The 15,873-nt window shown below is 64.8% G+C and carries 13 protein-coding genes; 11 read left to right on the forward strand and 2 right to left on the reverse strand.

Annotated features, from left to right (window positions below; translation table 11 throughout):
• Window positions 1-158 precede the first annotated feature (158 nt).
• The 3 genes from aceE (at window position 159) to lpdA (ending at window position 6,624) form a co-directional block, all read left to right on the forward strand.
• Complete coding sequence (gene aceE / locus ABIC50_RS27750; RefSeq protein WP_175676764.1) at window positions 159-2,855, forward strand: pyruvate dehydrogenase (acetyl-transferring), homodimeric type; 2,697 nt, start codon at window positions 159-161, stop codon at window positions 2,853-2,855.
• A gap of 70 nt (window positions 2,856-2,925) precedes the next feature.
• Entirely contained in the window at window positions 2,926-4,581 is a 1,656-nt protein-coding gene (gene aceF, locus ABIC50_RS27755; RefSeq protein WP_175729179.1) for a dihydrolipoyllysine-residue acetyltransferase, read from the forward strand.
• A gap of 270 nt (window positions 4,582-4,851) precedes the next feature.
• Window positions 4,852-6,624 (forward strand): dihydrolipoyl dehydrogenase, encoded by a 1,773-nt coding sequence (gene lpdA / locus ABIC50_RS27760; protein WP_354168114.1) that lies wholly within the window; start codon window positions 4,852-4,854, stop codon window positions 6,622-6,624.
• 206 nt (window positions 6,625-6,830) lie between these two features.
• Here lpdA and ABIC50_RS27765 read toward each other — a convergent pair whose 3' ends face one another.
• On the reverse strand, window positions 6,831-7,397 hold the full coding sequence (locus tag ABIC50_RS27765; RefSeq protein ID WP_006755449.1) for a phasin family protein: 567 nt from the start codon (window positions 7,395-7,397) through the stop codon (window positions 6,831-6,833).
• 657 nt (window positions 7,398-8,054) lie between these two features.
• Between ABIC50_RS27765 and pbpG the strand changes: the two genes are divergently transcribed.
• A complete protein-coding gene (gene pbpG / locus ABIC50_RS27770; protein ID WP_011657385.1) occupies window positions 8,055-9,209 on the forward strand; it encodes a D-alanyl-D-alanine endopeptidase in 1,155 nt (384 codons plus the stop codon).
• 101 nt (window positions 9,210-9,310) lie between these two features.
• On the opposite strand, the gene ABIC50_RS27775 is transcribed toward pbpG, so the two are convergent.
• Window positions 9,311-10,120: an IclR family transcriptional regulator gene (locus ABIC50_RS27775; protein WP_006754125.1), complete on the reverse strand. Its 810-nt coding sequence runs from the start codon at window positions 10,118-10,120 to the stop codon at window positions 9,311-9,313.
• A 182-nt stretch (window positions 10,121-10,302) separates the two neighbouring features.
• Between ABIC50_RS27775 and ABIC50_RS27780 the strand changes: the two genes are divergently transcribed.
• The 7 genes from ABIC50_RS27780 (at window position 10,303) to iscU (ending at window position 15,831) form a co-directional block, all read left to right on the forward strand.
• Window positions 10,303-11,025 (forward strand): (Fe-S)-binding protein, encoded by a 723-nt coding sequence (locus ABIC50_RS27780; protein ID WP_354168116.1) that lies wholly within the window; start codon window positions 10,303-10,305, stop codon window positions 11,023-11,025.
• A 34-nt stretch (window positions 11,026-11,059) separates the two neighbouring features.
• A complete protein-coding gene (locus ABIC50_RS27785; protein ID WP_354168118.1) occupies window positions 11,060-12,472 on the forward strand; it encodes a lactate utilization protein B in 1,413 nt (470 codons plus the stop codon).
• A 127-nt stretch (window positions 12,473-12,599) separates the two neighbouring features.
• Window positions 12,600-12,827: a hypothetical protein gene (locus tag ABIC50_RS27790; RefSeq protein ID WP_105834253.1), complete on the forward strand. Its 228-nt coding sequence runs from the start codon at window positions 12,600-12,602 to the stop codon at window positions 12,825-12,827.
• Window positions 12,828-12,928: 101 nt separating this feature from the next.
• Complete coding sequence (locus ABIC50_RS27795; protein WP_354168120.1) at window positions 12,929-13,411, forward strand: low molecular weight protein-tyrosine-phosphatase; 483 nt, start codon at window positions 12,929-12,931, stop codon at window positions 13,409-13,411.
• A 117-nt stretch (window positions 13,412-13,528) separates the two neighbouring features.
• Complete coding sequence (gene iscR, locus ABIC50_RS27800; protein ID WP_009691731.1) at window positions 13,529-14,068, forward strand: Fe-S cluster assembly transcriptional regulator IscR; 540 nt, start codon at window positions 13,529-13,531, stop codon at window positions 14,066-14,068.
• A gap of 63 nt (window positions 14,069-14,131) precedes the next feature.
• Complete coding sequence (locus ABIC50_RS27805; RefSeq protein WP_011657379.1) at window positions 14,132-15,355, forward strand: IscS subfamily cysteine desulfurase; 1,224 nt, start codon at window positions 14,132-14,134, stop codon at window positions 15,353-15,355.
• Window positions 15,356-15,423: 68 nt separating this feature from the next.
• A complete protein-coding gene (gene iscU / locus ABIC50_RS27810) occupies window positions 15,424-15,831 on the forward strand; it encodes a Fe-S cluster assembly scaffold IscU (RefSeq protein ID WP_006754131.1) in 408 nt (135 codons plus the stop codon).
• Window positions 15,832-15,873: the final 42 nt, after the last annotated feature.

Below are 15,873 nucleotides of genomic sequence, written 5' to 3' on the forward strand. Positions count from 1 at the left end.
CAATATTTCGCATTACGAGAAAAGATCTCATAATTCGAAAATTCAGTTGCGCGGGCCCGTCCACGCTCATTACAATCCGTCGGAGCTTGCCCGCAGCCGGTCGCGTCGCGTCGTCTGCACGAGAGCGATCCTCACATTCCAGGACCCAGGAGACGAGAATGTCCGCTGTACCGAACGAAGTGATGAAGTATGTCGCCGCCGAACGTGACGACGACCCGCAAGAAACCGTCGAGTGGCTCGAGTCGCTCGATGGCGTGATCTCCTCCGTGGGCACCGGCCGCGCGCACTACCTGATCGAAAAGCAGATCGAGTTCGCCCGCATGCACGGCGAACACCTGCCGTTCTCCGCCAACACCCCGTACATCAACACGATTCCGGTCGCCGCGCAGGCGAAGATCCCGGGCGACCAGGACATCGAGCACCGCATTCGTTCGTACACGCGCTGGAACGCGCTGGCGATGGTGCTGCGCGCGGGCAAGGACACGAACGTCGGCGGCCACATCGCGTCGTTCGCGTCGGCCGCGACGCTCTATGACGTCGGCTACAACCACTTCTGGCACGCGGCGTCCGACCAGCACGGCGGCGATCTCGTGTTCGTGCAGGGCCACTCGTCGCCGGGCGTGTACTCGCGCGCGTTCCTGCTCGGCCGCCTGTCGGAAGAGCAGCTCGACAACTTCCGCCAGGAAGTCGACGGCAAGGGCATCTCGTCGTACCCGCACCCGTGGCTGATGCCGGACTTCTGGCAGTTCCCGACGGTGTCGATGGGTCTCGGCCCGATCATGGCGATCTACCAGGCCCGCTTCATGAAGTACCTGGAATCGCGCGGCATCGCGAAGACGGCCGGCCGCAAGGTCTGGGCGTTCCTGGGCGACGGCGAGACCGACGAGCCGGAATCGCTCGGCGCGATCGGCATGGCGAGCCGCGAGAAGCTCGACAACCTGGTGTTCGTGATCAACTGCAACCTGCAGCGTCTCGACGGCCCGGTGCGCGGCAACGGCAAGATCATCCAGGAACTGGAATCGGAATTCCGCGGCGCCGGCTGGAACGTGATCAAGGTCATCTGGGGCAGCCGCTGGGATGCGCTGTTCGCACGCGACCAGACAGGCGCGCTGATGCGCCGCATGATGGAAGCCGTCGACGGCGAATACCAGACGTACAAGTCGGAGTCGGGCGCGTTCGTTCGCGAACACTTCTTCAACACGCCTGAACTGAAGGCGCTCGTCGCCGACTGGTCGGACGACGACATCTGGGCGCTGAACCGTGGCGGCCACGATCCGCACAAGATCTACGCGGCATTCCACGAAGCGACCAACACGAAGGGCGCGCCGACCGTCATCCTCGCGAAGACCATCAAGGGCTACGGGATGGGCGAGTCGGGCCAGGCGATGAACATCACGCACCAGCAGAAGAAGCTGCCGGTCGAGCAACTGAAGAAGTTCCGTGACCAGTTCCGCCTGCCGATCGCCGACGAGCAGATCGCCGACGTGCCGTACCTGAAGTTCGAGGAAGGCTCGAAGGAACTCGAATACATGCGCCAGAAGCGCATGGACCTCGGCGGCTACCTGCCGCATCGCCGCGAAAAGGCGACCTCGCTGCCGGTGCCGGCGCTCGACGCATTCGAGCCGCTGCTGAAGGGCACGGGCGAAGGCCGCGAGATCTCGACGACGATGGCGTTCGTGCGGGTCCTGAACATCCTGTTGAAGGACAAGGCGCTCGGCAAGCGCGTCGTGCCGATCGTCCCGGACGAATCGCGTACGTTCGGCATGGAAGGCCTGTTCCGCCAGATCGGTATCTGGAACCAGGAAGGCCAGAAGTACGTGCCGGAAGATTCCGACCAGCTGATGTTCTACAAGGAATCGGAAACCGGCCAGATCCTGCAGGAAGGCATCAACGAAGCGGGCGGCATGTGCGACTGGATCGCGGCGGCGACGTCGTATTCGACGCACGGCGAGATCATGGTGCCGTTCTACATCTTCTATTCGATGTTCGGCTTCCAGCGGATCGGCGACCTCGCATGGGCGGCGGGCGACATGCGCTCGCGCGGCTTCCTGCTCGGCGGCACCGCGGGCCGCACGACGCTGAACGGCGAAGGCCTGCAGCACGAAGACGGTCACTCGCTCCTGTGGGCGGCATCGGTGCCGAACTGCGTGAGCTACGACCCGACGTTCGGCTACGAACTCGCGGTGATCATCCAGGACGGCCTGCGCCGCATGGTGCAGGAGCAGGAAGACGTGTACTACTACATCACGGTGATGAACGAGAACTACGAGCACCCGGCGATTCCGCAGGGCGAGCACGTGGCGGCCGACATCATCAAGGGCATGTACGCGTTCAAGAAGGCCGACGCCGACACGAAGGCGCCGCGCGTGCAGCTGCTCGGCGCGGGCACGATCTTCAACGAAGTGATCGCCGCCGCCGACCTGCTGAAGAACGACTGGGGCGTCGCGGCCGACCTGTGGAGCGTGCCGAGCTTCACCGAACTCGCGCGTGAAGGCCACGATGTCGAGCGCTGGAACCTGCTCCATCCGACCGAGGAGCGTCGCCTGTCGCACGTGCAGAAGTGCCTGAAGGACACGCAGGGTCCGGTCATCGCATCGACCGACTACGTGCGCGCGCTGGTCGACCAGATCCGTGGTCAGATCGATCGCCGCTTCGTCGTGCTGGGCACGGACGGCTTCGGTCGTTCGGACACCCGCGAAAAGCTGCGTCACTTCTTCGAAGTCGACCGTCACTGGGTCACCGTCGCCGCGCTCAACGCGCTGGCCGACGAAGGCACGATCGAGCGCAAGGTGGTCGCTGACGCGATCGCCAAGTACAACCTCGATCCGTCCAAGCCCAACCCGATGACCGTTTAACGCACACGCGCCGTGTGATGCCGCGCGCCGCTTCCGGGAGGGGCGCGCGCGGCCATGGAGACACAAAAAGATGAGTCAAGCGATCGAAGTGAAGGTGCCGGATATCGGCGATTACAAGGACGTGCCCGTCATCGAGGTGCTCGTGAAGGCGGGTGACACGGTCGAGCCCGAGCAGTCGCTCGTCACGCTCGAGTCGGACAAGGCGACGATGGACGTGCCGAGCCCGGCAGGCGGCACGGTCAAGGAAGTGAAGGTCAAGGTGGGCGATTCCGTGTCGGAAGGCTCGCTGATCATCCTGCTCGAAGGCGGCGCCGCGGCGCAGGTGAATGGCGCGGCAGCGCCGGCGGCGGCCCCGGCTCCGGCGGCAGCACCGGCACCGGCAGCACCGGCCGCAGCGGCACCGGCCGCCGCGCCGGCAGCGTCGGGCGGCACGCTCGAGGTGAAGGTGCCCGACATCGGCGACTACAAGGACGTCCCGGTGATCGAGATCGGCGTAAAGGTCGGCGACACGGTCGAGAAGGAACAGTCGCTCGTCACGCTCGAGTCGGACAAGGCGACGATGGACGTGCCGAGCCCGGCCGCCGGCGTCGTGAAGGAAATCAAGGTCAAGGTCGGCGATTCGGTGTCGGAAGGCACGCTGATCGTGCTGCTCGACGCCGCCGGCGCACCGGCTGCCGCCGCGCCGCAGGCGAGCGCACCGGCGCCGGCCGCGGCCGCGCCGGCACCTGCCGCCGCACCGGCACCCGCGAAGGCTGCGCCGGCACCGGCTGCCGCCGCACCGGCCGCCGCACCGTCGGGCGAGTATCGCGCAAGCCACGCGTCGCCGTCGGTGCGCAAGTTCGCGCGCGAACTCGGCGTCGAAGTCGCACGCGTGCAGGGTTCCGGTCCGAAGGGCCGCATCACGAAGGAAGACATCACGGGCTTCGTGAAGGGCGTGATGACGGGCCAGCGCGCGGCACCGGCTGCTGCAGCCGCGCCGGCAGGCGGCGGCGAGCTGAACCTGCTGCCGTGGCCGAAGGTCGACTTCTCGAAGTTCGGCCCGTTCGAGGCGAAGCCGCTGTCGCGCATCAAGAAGATCTCGGGCGCGAACCTGCATCGCAACTGGGTGATGATCCCGCACGTCACGAACAACGACGAAGCGGACATCACCGAGCTCGAAGCGCTGCGCGTGCAGCTGAACAAGGAGCACGAGAAGGCGGGCGTGAAGTTCACGATGCTCGCGTTCGTGATCAAGGCGGTCGTCGCCGCGCTGAAGAAGTTCCCGACCTTCAACGCGAGCCTCGACGGCGACAACCTGGTGTTCAAGCAGTACTACCACGTCGGTTTCGCTGCCGATACGCCGAACGGCCTCGTCGTGCCGGTGATCCGCGATGCGGACAAGAAGGGCCTCGTCGACATCGCGAAGGAAATGGCCGAGCTGTCGAAGGCCGCGCGCGACGGCAAGCTGAAGCCGGACCAGATGCAAGGCGGCTGCTTCTCGATCTCGTCGCTCGGCGGGATCGGCGGCACCAACTTCACGCCGATCATCAACGCGCCGGAAGTCGCAATCCTCGGGTTGTCGCGCGGCCAGATGAAGCCGGTGTGGGACGGCAAGCAGTTCGTGCCGCGTCTGACGCTGCCGCTGTCGCTGTCGTATGACCATCGCGTGATCGATGGCGCGGAAGCCGCGCGGTTCAATGCGTATCTCGGAGCGTTGCTCGGGGATTTCCGTCGCATCATTCTTTGATGAGTGGAGGGGCTCGCGGGGGCGTGGGGTTTATGTCGGTCATCCATGCCTCGTCGTTGAACCTGTTTCGCTAACGGTCTGCTGGCGTCGCCCCTGCGCGGGGCGGCGGTCACTTTTCTTTGTCTTCCAAAGAAAAGTAACCAAAAGAAAGGCGCGTCCTTGGGCGGACAGCAAAGGTGGTCCTGCCCAGCGTCGCGTTCTCCAGTCAGGCCGTCGTTCAGCGGTTGAGCCCTCTGCCTCTGTCAGCAGCTAATCAAGAAGGGGACAGTAATGAGTCTCATCGAAGTCAAAGTTCCGGATATCGGCGATTTCAGCGGCGTCGATGTCATCGAAGTCAACGTCAAGCCAGGCGACGTGATCGAAAAAGAACAAACGCTCATCACGCTCGAATCCGATAAAGCCTCCATGGAAGTGCCCAGCGACGTCGCCGGCACAGTCAAGGAAGTCAAGGTCAAAGCCGGCGAGAAAGTCTCGCAAGGCACCATCATCGCCATCGTCGAAGCAGCAGCAAGCGACGCCGCATCCGCGAAAGCACCCGAGGCAGCGAAACCCGCACCGGCTGCACCGGCCCCGGCACCGGCCGCAGCCGCTCCCGCAGCCGCGCCGCAAGCCGGCAGCTACAGCGGCGCCGCCGACATCGAGTGCGACATGCTCGTGCTCGGCGCCGGCCCCGGCGGCTACTCAGCCGCGTTCCGCTCAGCCGACCTCGGCATGAAGACGGTGCTGGTCGAACGCTATTCCACGCTCGGCGGCGTGTGCCTGAACGTCGGTTGCATCCCGTCGAAGGCGCTGCTGCACACGGCGCTCGTCATCGACGAAGCCGCGGCGCTCGCGTCGCACGGCATCACGTTCGGCAAGCCGGAAGTCGATCTCGACAAGCTGCGCGACTTCAAGGGCGGCGTCGTCAAGAAACTGACGACGGGCCTCGCCGGCATGGCGAAGGCGCGCAAGGTCGAAGTCGTCACCGGCGTCGGCGCATTCGTCGATCCGTACCACATGGAAGTGCAGGGCGAAAACGGCAAGAAGGTCGTCAAGTTCAAGCAGGCGATCATCGCCGCAGGCTCGCAAGCGGTGAAGCTGCCGTTCATGCCGGAAGACCCGCGCGTCGTCGATTCGACGGGCGCACTCGAACTGCGCCAACTGCCGAAGCGGATGCTCGTGATCGGCGGCGGCATCATCGGCCTCGAAATGGCCACGGTGTACGCGACGCTCGGCGCCGAGATCGACGTGGTCGAAATGATGGACGGCCTGATGATGGGCGCGGACCGCGATCTCGTGAAGGTCTGGGAAAAGTACAACGCGAAGCGCTTCGGCAACGTGATGCTGAAGACCAAGACGGTCGGCGCGGAAGCGAAGGAAGACGGCATCTACGTGAAGTTCGAGGGCGAGAAGGCGCCGGCGGAAGCGCAGCGCTACGACCTCGTGCTCGTCGCGGTGGGCCGCAGCCCGAACGGCAAGCAGATCGGCGCCGACAAGGCAGGCGTGGCCGTCACCGACCGCGGCTTCATCGACGTCGACAAGCAGATGCGCACGAACGTCCCGCACATCTTCGCGATCGGCGACGTCGTCGGCCAGCCGATGCTCGCGCACAAGGCCGTGCATGAAGGCCACGTCGCAGCGGAAGCCGCGCACGGCGAGAAGGCATACTTCGACGCGCTGCAGATCCCGTCGGTGGCGTACACCGATCCGGAAGTGGCGTGGGCCGGCAAGACGGAAGACCAGTGCAAGGCCGAAGGCATCAAGTACGGCAAGGCAGTGTTCCCGTGGGCCGCATCGGGCCGCGCGATCGCGAACGGCCGCGACGAAGGCTTCACGAAGCTGATCTTCGACGAGGAAACCCATCGCGTGATCGGCGGCGGCATCGTCGGCCTGAACGCAGGCGACCTGATCAGCGAAGTGTGCCTCGCCGTCGAAATGGGCGCGGACGCGGAAGACATCGGCAAGACGATCCATCCGCACCCGACGCTCGGCGAATCGGTCGGCATGGCCGCCGAGCTGTACGAAGGCGTGTGTACCGATTTGCCGCCGCAGCGCAAGAAGTAACTCGACCGGCATGGTCGGCCTCGCGCCGGCCATGAAAAACGCCGCCGCCCGGAACGTCCGGACGGCGGCGTTTTCTTTTGTCCGAGGCCGACGGCAGGGCGCCGTCCGTGTCACGTCGACGCATCGACGACGACCGGCCGAGCGGTGTGTCGGCGCCGGAAACGAAAAAGCCGCGCAGTGCGCGGCTTTTTCAGCAGCAGGGACGCTTACGCGGCCGGCTTGGTCGAGCGGCGCGATGCAGCAGCGCTTGCAGCCTTCGTCGCGACAGCGGCAGCCGCGTTGAAGTTCGTTTCGGCGATCTCGACGGCTTGCTTCGCAGCCTTCTGGACCGTTTCGTACGTGGTGTTCGCTGCGTTCAGCGCCGACTTCAGTGCGGCGACAGCCGTTTCCGAACCGGCCGGTGCGTTCTTCGCGACGTTGTCGACGAGAGCCTGAACCTTCTTGTTCTGCTCTTCGAATTGCGCTTCCGCAACCTTCGCGAACTCGGCTTGCGTCGACGACGCGATTTCATACAGGTGACGCGTGTACGACAGCACCTTTTCCGCGACCGGCTGCGACAGGCTCGCTTGCAGTGCGATCAGTTCCTGTGCGTCCTTCACCGACAGCAGGCGCTGTGCGTTTTCCTGGCTTTCCGTCAGCGTCGACTTCACGACCTGCAGGTTGAGTTCGATCAGCTTTTCGACGCCTTCGAACGCCTTGGTCGTCAGACCGAACAGGCTTTCGAGGTTGGCTTTCTGGGCGGCGGCGATTTGCTCGGGGGTCAGCAAGGACATGTCAAGCTCCTGAAAAGCGATCGCGTCGATCGCAGGGATATAAAGGGCACTACGCTGGGGAACCTCGGCGCCGCGTGCTTTGTGCATCGCAGCAATGAGTCATATTTTAGGGCACAGAAAAGTCTTGTCAAGCATTTTTTGTGCATTGCACAATTGCGACAAATTATCGATAAAACAATGAGTTATCGCCCGCGTGTGGAATCGGTTTCAGCCGTTTTTTCCCACATGGTGCGCACCCGGGCCGGGCAGGCGCGGCGCACCATGATCATGCACAGGTAAACCTGACAGGCATGTGGAACGTTATGCTTCTGTTCCTGTCGAAAAGCGCGCCGTTTCAATGCGCGTGCCGTGATGACGTGCCGCCCGTGGCCGAGAGCCGTGCTGGAGGCCCATCAAGCGCCGGATACGTACTTTCCCCGCTTTAATTTCCCGTCAAAGTGACGTTATCTCAATTAACCGCGTGGTAATCGGGAGGCGGGTAGTGGCGGGCAGCGCATCTCATGAATTTTTTCGATGGGAGCGGGAGGGTCGATCGATGGATCGTCGGGCGACCCTTACATTCCGGTTTAACGACGATCGGTAAGTGCCTAATATTGCTCTTTTTTTAAGCTTTAACTACACTTGCGGAAACCTCCCGCCCGCTTTGTCCAGACCCCAATGAAAGCCGAATCGTTTTCACCCCGCAGATTGTTGCAGAGCATGACGCTCGGCACGGCTGTGTCGGTCGCTGTCGCCTTGCTGGCGACCACCGCGTCCGTCACGCCGGTTGACGCCTTTGCCGCCACTGCGAAGACCCACCAGGCCGCCAAGAAAGCCGCTTCCTCTTCGTCCGCGAAGAAGTCGGTGAAGGCCGCCTCCGCCAAATCCGCCGACGTCGCGTCGGCCGACGCGCCGCGCGCGAAGGCATCGCGCAAGCGCATGACGCTCGCGGCGAACGTGCACGGCCATCGCGGCGCGGTGCGCAAGGTCGCGTTCCAGCCGCGCCGCCCGACGGTCGGCCAGGCGTTCGGCCTGCACGACACCCCGGACGCGCTCGCGCTGCGCTCGAGTGTCGCGTACGTCGTCGACCAGAACACCGGCGAGCCGCTGTTCGACAAGAATTCGCACGCCGTCGTGCCGATCGCGTCGATCTCGAAGCTGATGACGGCAATGGTCGTGCTCGACGCGAAGTCGCCGATGACCGACCAGCTCGAAGTCACCGACGAAGATCGCGACTACGAAAAGGGCACGGGCTCGCGCCTGTCGGTCGGCTCGGTCCTGTCGCGCGAAGACATGCTCCACATCGCGCTGATGGCATCGGAAAACCGCGCGGCCGCCGCGCTGTCGCGCTACTACCCGGGCGGCCGTCCGGCCTTCATCGCCGCGATGAACGCGAAGGCGAAGTCGCTCGGCATGAACGACACGCACTTCGAGAATTCGACCGGCCTGTCGAGCTCGAACGTGTCGAGCGCGCGCGACCTCGTGAAGATGGTCAATGCGGCATATCAGTACCCGATGATTCGTCAGTTCTCGACCGATCGGACGTATGACGTCTATACGGGCAAGCGCAATCTGGTCTACAACAGCACGAACGCGCTGATCCGCGGCAACGGCTCGTGGGACATCGGCCTGCAGAAAACGGGCTTCATCAACGAGGCGGGCGAATGTCTGGTGATGCAGGCGACGATCCATGGCCGGCCGATGGTGATGGTGCTGCTGGATTCGTTCGGCAAGTATTCGCGCTTCGCTGATGCCTCGCGCCTGCGCAACTGGCTCGACGCCGGCGGCGGGGAGCGCCTGACGGCGGCCAACACGGCGAACGGCGGCACGTGATCGCGTCGCGGCGGTTGCCGCCGCACCGGTCGCCGCAAAGAAAAAGCCCCGCAATCGCGGGGCTTTTTTTCGTCCGGCCGCCGTGCGGCGGGTGGCGCCGTTCATGCGTGCCGTTGCAGTCCTTCCGTATCCTTGGCGGGCGCGGGGCGGTAGCCGAGCGATTCCGAGATGGTCAGCGCGGTGCGGCTCAACTGGCCGAGCCACGCGTCCTGCAGGCGGTCGGCCGGAGCCGACAGCGACAGGCCGGCGACGAGCTTGCCCGAGTCGTCGTAGATGCCGGCCGCGATACAGCGCACGCCCAACTCCAGTTCCTCGTTGTCGCGCGCGCACGATTGCTGGCGCACGAGCGTTAATTCGCGCTCGAGCTTCGCGATGTCGGTAATGCTGTTCTGCGTATGGCCGGACAGCCCGGTGCGCGTTGCGTAGGCGCGTACGCGCGACGTTTCGTCGACCGCGAGGAACAGCTTGCCGACCGACGTCAGGTGCAGCGGCGCACGGCCGCCGATCGCGCGGACGACCTGCATCCCCGAGCGTTCCGAATACGCGCGCTCGATATAGACGATTTCGTCGCCCTGGCGTACCGACAGGTTCACGGTCTGGCCCGTCAGGCGGTGCAGCTCGCGCATCGGCATCAGCGCCGCGTCACGTACTGACAGGCGCGCCTTCACGAGATTGCCGAGCTCGAGCAGCCGCATGCCGAGCCGGTACGTGCCGGGATCGGAGCGGTCGACGAGGCGGCAGGTCACCATGTCGTTGAGGATGCGGTGCGCGGTCGACGGATGCAGCTCCGTGCGTTGCGCAAGCTCCTTCAGGCTGACGGGGTCGCTGTGCGCGGCGAGCGCGTCCAGCAACCGCATCATGCGTTCGATCACTTGGATCGACGTTTTGGAATCCGGGGTGGGTTGGCTCATGTCGGGGGAGAATCGGTTGACGCGTCAAGCGGTATTGCGTCGATTGTATCTCGTATTGTGAAAAAAGCGAACGCCGTTCGAGGAAGTCCTCGTTTCCTGACATGCATGCTTGCGCATGCACCGGCGTTGGTCTTGCCGGCCAAACGGCGGATAATGAGAGCCGTTTTCTCGAAGGAGCGCGTATGCGAGTCGGTTTGTTCGTGACCTGCCTGGTCGACCTGATGCGTCCGGAAATCGGCTTTTCCGCGCTGAAACTGATTCGCGACGCCGGCTACGAGGTGTTCGTGCCGCCCGCGCAAACCTGCTGCGGCCAGCCGGCCTACAACTCGGGCGACCGTGCGCTCGCGCGCGACCTCGCGGAAAAGACGCTACGCGAGTTCGAGCAGTTCGACTACGTCGTCGCGCCGTCGGGCTCGTGCGGCGGCATGATCCGCGCGCACTACGGCGACCTGTTCCGCGACGACCCCGAACTGATGGGGCGCTTCGCGCGGTTCCAGCAGAAAGTCTACGAACTGACCGATTTCCTCGCGAACGTCGCGAAGGTCACGCTCGCGACCGGCGAATTCGCGGGGCCCGTCACCTACCACGATTCCTGCTCCGGCCTGCGCGAACTCGGTGTGAAGGCGCAACCGCGCGCGCTGCTCGCGCAGCGCGGCGTGGCCGTGACCGAGATGAAGGACTGCGAGCACTGCTGCGGCTTCGGCGGCACGTTCGCGGTCAAGTACGGCGACATTTCGGCAGCCATCGCGGACGAGAAATGCGCGAACGTGCGCGCGTCCGGCGCGGGCGCCGTCGTGTTGGGCGATCTCGGCTGCATGCTGAACATCGAAGGGCGGTTGCGCCGCACCGGCGACCGCGACACGCGCGTGCTGCACGTCGCGCAGGTGCTGGCGGGCGACGTCTGACGCCCGGTTCCGCTCACTTTTCCCCGATACCGCGATGCAAGTCCAATCGATGCATTTCAAGGCGCGTGCCGGCCAGAAGTTGGCCGACCAGCGCCTGCAGCAGAATCTGAAGAAGCTGTCGACGAAGTTCGTGTCCGCGCGCGCCGACGCGATGACCGCGATCGACTTCCCGGCGACGCGCGCCGCGCTGAAGGCGCGCCGCAATCGTGCGCTGGAGAACCTCGACGTGTGGCTCGAGGCGTTCGAGCGCGAGGCGACGCGGCGCGGCACCACGGTGCTGTTCGCGGAAACGACCGAGGATGCCGCGCGGCTCGTCGCCGACATCGCGCGGCGCCACGACGTGAAGAAGGTCATCAAGACGAAGTCGATGGTGTCCGAGGAAATGCGCCTGAACGCGGTGCTCGCCGAGATGGGCGTGCAGTCGATCGAGACGGACCTCGGCGAATACATCCTGCAGATCAACGACAACGAGCCGCCGAGCCACATCATTGCGCCCGTCGTGCACAAGGACAAGGACGAGATCGCCGACCTGTTCGCGCGCACGCACCACCGCGAGCGGCTGACCGAGATTCCCGACATGACGCGCGAGGCGCGCGAGGTGCTGCGCCCGCATTTCCTGTCGGCCGACATGGGCGTGACGGGCGGCAACTTCGTGATCGCCGAGACGGGTTCGGTCGCGATCGTCACGAACGAGGGCAACGAAGGCATGTGCACGGTGATGCCGCGCGTGCATGTCGCGGTGACGGGCATCGAGAAGGTGCTGCCGACGCTCGAGGATCTCGCGACCGCGATGCGTCTGCTGCCGCGATCGGCCACCGGGCAGAAGACGTCGAACTACTTCTCCCTGCTCACTGGCCCGCGCGGCCCGGGCGACGAGGACGGCCCGGAACACAACTACGTGGTGCTCGTCGACGGAGGCCGCACGGGCCTGATCGGCGGCGAATTCCAGGAGATGCTGCGCTGCATCCGCTGCGGCGCGTGCATGAACCATTGCCCGGTGTACCAGAAGGTCGGCGGGCACGCGTACGGATGGGTCTATCCGGGCCCGATGGGGTCGGTGCTGACGCCGAGCTACGTCGGAATCGATCGTGCGCTCGACCTGCCGCAGGCCGCGACGCTATGCGGCGAATGCGACAGCGTGTGCCCGGCGGGGATTCCGCTGTCGCACCTGCTGCGCACGCTGCGCGAGAAACAGGTCGAGCGGCATCTGCGGCCGTGGCGCGAGCGCGCCGGACTTGCCGTGTGGGGCTTTTTCGCGCGCCGGCCGTTGCTTTACGCGTTGACGACCAAGCTCGCGGTGCGCGTGCTCGAGCGGCTGGGCGGCAGCGGCGGCATGCTGCGGCGCCTGCCGATGATGGGCGGCTGGATGGACACGCGCGACATGCCGACCCCGACCGGCCGTACGTTCCGCGAGCTGTACGCGGCATCGCAAAGCCACCTCGGCTGACGACTGTTCATCGGGCGACAACAGTGCGTTCGCTATTTATGTATTTATCTCGATAGATGCGGTCTATAGAATCTCGTCTGTAGTCCCCGGAATTGGGTTTCGGGGAATGAGGTCAAGGAGCCGCATCATGAAAAAGACAATATCGATGTACTGGCCGCTGGCAATCGTCATCCCGCTCGCCGCGCTCGCTTATCTGCACGCGATGGCCGACGCGCCGTCTCGTGGTCCGCTCGCCGTGCATCAGGCATCGGCCGAACTGGCGCGCGCGGTGTCGTTCGGGCTCGTCGACGACGCGGCGCAACCGTTGCCGGCCGCGTCCGGCAACGTCGGGCTCGCCGCACCCAAGGCGCTGTAAGGCACGCCGCCGTCGCTTTGCGCGGCGGCGCGGTTTCGGGCGCCTTTGTATAATGGCGCGTTCTTCTCCGACGCGGTTCGCCGCGGCTTTCCGATAGTGCGATGACCCGCGTTGCGATCTGTTTCGTCTGTCTCGGCAATATCTGCCGTTCGCCCACCGCGGAAGGCGTGATGCGCCACCAGGTGGACGCGGCCGGGCTGGCCGAGCACATCGCGATCGATTCGGCCGGCACCGGCGACTGGCACGTCGGCGAACCGCCCGACACGCGCGCGCAGGCGGCGGCCAGTATCCGCGGCTACGACCTGTCGGCGCTGCGCGCGCGGCAGGTGAGCGCGGCGGATTTCGAGCGGTTCGACCTGCTGCTGGCGATGGACGAAGCCAATCTCGCGGAATTGCGCCGGCGCTGTCCGCCCGAGCATCGCGACAAGGTGCGCCTCCTGATGGAATTCGCGTCGGGGGCCGCCGAGACCGAAGTGGCCGATCCTTATTTCGGCGGCGCGCAGGGTTTCGACCAGGTGCTCGATCAAGTTGAGCGCGCGTGCGCGGGCCTGCTGGACACCCTCCGGAGCCGTACCGGACGCTGATCGCGGCCAGGTATTCAGCGTGCTGCGAATACCCTGTCGCAGACATGGATACTTGACTAAATTCGTCAAATATTTATACTTGACCAAAATCGTCAAGATTGCAGTCCCCTAGACACCATGAGACTCACCACCAAAGGCCGTTTCGCCGTCACGGCGATGATTGACTTGGCACTGCGCCAGGAGCAGGGCCCGGTGACGCTTGCAGGCATCAGCCAGCGCCAGCGGATTTCGCTCTCGTATCTCGAACAGCTGTTCGGGAAGCTGCGCAGGCATGAAATCGTCGAATCCGTGCGCGGCCCGGGCGGCGGCTACAACCTCGCGCGCCGCGCGCAGGACGTCACCGTCGCCGACATCATCATCGCGGTCGATGAACCGCTCGACGCCACGCAGTGCGGCGGCAAAGGCACGTGCGACGGCTCGAAGCAGCCCGACGGCCATTGCATGACGCACGAGCTGTGGTCGACCCTGAACCAGAAGATGGTCGAATACCTCGATTCGGTGTCGCTGCAGGATCTCGTCGATCAGCAGCGGGCACGCGAGGGCGCACCCGCGGTGCTGCGCGATCGACGCACGCCGGAGCCCGTCGCGGCGCCGGCCGAACCGGTGCGCACGATGCCGCTCGGTCCCAATTCGGTGTTCAACATCGCGAGTTCGTGAGCGCCTACGCGCCGCACACCCCATAACGCACATAGTCCCTGCACAGAATACCCGGAGCGACAGATGACCCAAGAGACTCTCCACCTGCCCATCTACATGGATTACAGCGCGACGACGCCGGTCGACCCGCGCGTGGTCGACAAGATGGTGCCGTACCTGCGCGAGCAGTTCGGCAACCCGGCATCGCGCAGCCACGCATACGGCTGGGATGCGGAGCGCGCGGTCGAGGAAGCGCGCGAGCAGGTGGCCGCGCTGGTGAACGCGGATCCGCGCGAGATCATCTGGACGTCCGGCGCCACGGAGTCGGACAACCTCGCGATCAAGGGTGCCGCGAACTTCTACAAGGGCAAGGGCAAGCACATCATCACGGTGAAGACCGAGCACAAGGCCGTGCTCGACACCTGCCGCGAGCTCGAGCGCGACGGCTTCGAAGTCACCTATCTCGACGTGAAGGAAGATGGCCTGATCGACCTCGACGTGTTCAAGGCCGCGCTGCGCCCGGACACGATCCTCGTGTCGGTGATGCACGTGAACAACGAGATCGGCGTGATCCAGGATATCGAGACGATCGGCGAGATCTGCCGCGAGAAGGGCATCGTGTTCCACGTCGACGCCGCGCAGTCGACCGGCAAGGTCGAGATCGACCTCGCGAAGCTGAAGGTCGACCTGATGTCGTTCTCGGCACACAAGACCTACGGCCCGAAGGGCATCGGCGCGCTGTACGTGCGCCGCAAGCCGCGCGTGCGCATCGAAGCGCAGATGCACGGCGGCGGTCACGAGCGCGGGATGCGTTCGGGCACGCTGGCGACGCACCAGATCGTCGGCATGGGCGAAGCGTTCCGCATCGCGCGCGAAGAAATGGCGACCGAGAACGAGCGCGTGCGCATGCTGCGTGACAAGCTGCTGCGCGGCCTGTCGCAGATCGAGGAAACCTACGTGAACGGCGACATGGAGCATCGTGTCCCGCACAACCTGAACATCAGCTTCAACTTCGTCGAAGGCGAGTCGCTGATCATGGCGATCAAGGATGTCGCGGTGTCGTCGGGTTCGGCCTGCACGTCGGCGTCGCTGGAGCCTTCGTACGTGCTGCGCGCGCTCGGCCGCAACGACGAACTCGCGCACAGCTCGATCCGCTTCACCGTCGGCCGTTTCACGACGGAGCAGGACGTCGACTTCGTGATCAACCTGCTGAACAGCAAGATCGCGAAGCTGCGCGAACTGTCGCCGCTCTGGGAAATGCACCAGGAAGGCATCGATCTGTCGACGATCGAATGGGCTGCGCACTGAACATCGCATTGAGTACATTCGCGGGCGAATTTGCGCACGCAGACGTAACGAGTCAAGGAGTCTGAGTCATGTCATACAGCAACAAGGTTCTGGATCACTACGAAAACCCGCGTAACGTCGGTTCGTTCGCGAAGGACGACGACGCGGTCGGTACGGGCATGGTCGGCGCGCCGGCCTGCGGCGACGTGATGAAGCTGCAGATCCGCGTCGGCGCGGACGGCGTGATCGAAGACGCGAAGTTCAAGACGTACGGCTGCGGTTCGGCCATCGCGTCGAGCTCGCTCGTGACCGAATGGGTGAAGGGCAAGACGCTCGACGAGGCACTGTCGATCAAGAACACGCAGATCGCCGAAGAACTTGCACTGCCCCCGGTGAAGATTCACTGCTCGATTCTCGCGGAAGACGCGATCAAGGCAGCCGTGGCCGACTACAAAAAGCGCCACGACACCACGGAAGGCGATCAGGCAGCAGCCTGAGCGGTATCGAGCGGCTTGTGAAGGATCGCGGCGCACCCCAGG

It is taken from the genome of Burkholderia sp. 567 (genome assembly GCF_040545115.1).
In the GTDB taxonomy this organism is placed as follows: domain Bacteria; phylum Pseudomonadota; class Gammaproteobacteria; order Burkholderiales; family Burkholderiaceae; genus Burkholderia; species Burkholderia ambifaria.

What these genes read in the sequence shown, in the direction of transcription:
- aceE (WP_175676764.1), top strand. Translation starts at nt 159, where the DNA reads ATGTCCGCTGTACCGAACGAAGTGATGAAGTATGTCGCCGCCGAACGT.
- aceF (WP_175729179.1), top strand. Translation starts at nt 2,926, where the DNA reads ATGAGTCAAGCGATCGAAGTGAAGGTGCCGGATATCGGCGATTACAAG.
- lpdA (WP_354168114.1), top strand. Translation starts at nt 4,852, where the DNA reads ATGAGTCTCATCGAAGTCAAAGTTCCGGATATCGGCGATTTCAGCGGC.
- ABIC50_RS27765 (WP_006755449.1), bottom strand. Translation starts at nt 7,397, where the DNA reads ATGTCCTTGCTGACCCCCGAGCAAATCGCCGCCGCCCAGAAAGCCAAC.
- pbpG (WP_011657385.1), top strand. Translation starts at nt 8,055, where the DNA reads ATGAAAGCCGAATCGTTTTCACCCCGCAGATTGTTGCAGAGCATGACG.
- ABIC50_RS27775 (WP_006754125.1), bottom strand. Translation starts at nt 10,120, where the DNA reads ATGAGCCAACCCACCCCGGATTCCAAAACGTCGATCCAAGTGATCGAA.
- ABIC50_RS27780 (WP_354168116.1), top strand. Translation starts at nt 10,303, where the DNA reads ATGCGAGTCGGTTTGTTCGTGACCTGCCTGGTCGACCTGATGCGTCCG.
- ABIC50_RS27785 (WP_354168118.1), top strand. Translation starts at nt 11,060, where the DNA reads ATGCAAGTCCAATCGATGCATTTCAAGGCGCGTGCCGGCCAGAAGTTG.
- ABIC50_RS27790 (WP_105834253.1), top strand. Translation starts at nt 12,600, where the DNA reads ATGAAAAAGACAATATCGATGTACTGGCCGCTGGCAATCGTCATCCCG.
- ABIC50_RS27795 (WP_354168120.1), top strand. Translation starts at nt 12,929, where the DNA reads ATGACCCGCGTTGCGATCTGTTTCGTCTGTCTCGGCAATATCTGCCGT.
- iscR (WP_009691731.1), top strand. Translation starts at nt 13,529, where the DNA reads ATGAGACTCACCACCAAAGGCCGTTTCGCCGTCACGGCGATGATTGAC.
- ABIC50_RS27805 (WP_011657379.1), top strand. Translation starts at nt 14,132, where the DNA reads ATGACCCAAGAGACTCTCCACCTGCCCATCTACATGGATTACAGCGCG.
- iscU (WP_006754131.1), top strand. Translation starts at nt 15,424, where the DNA reads ATGTCATACAGCAACAAGGTTCTGGATCACTACGAAAACCCGCGTAAC.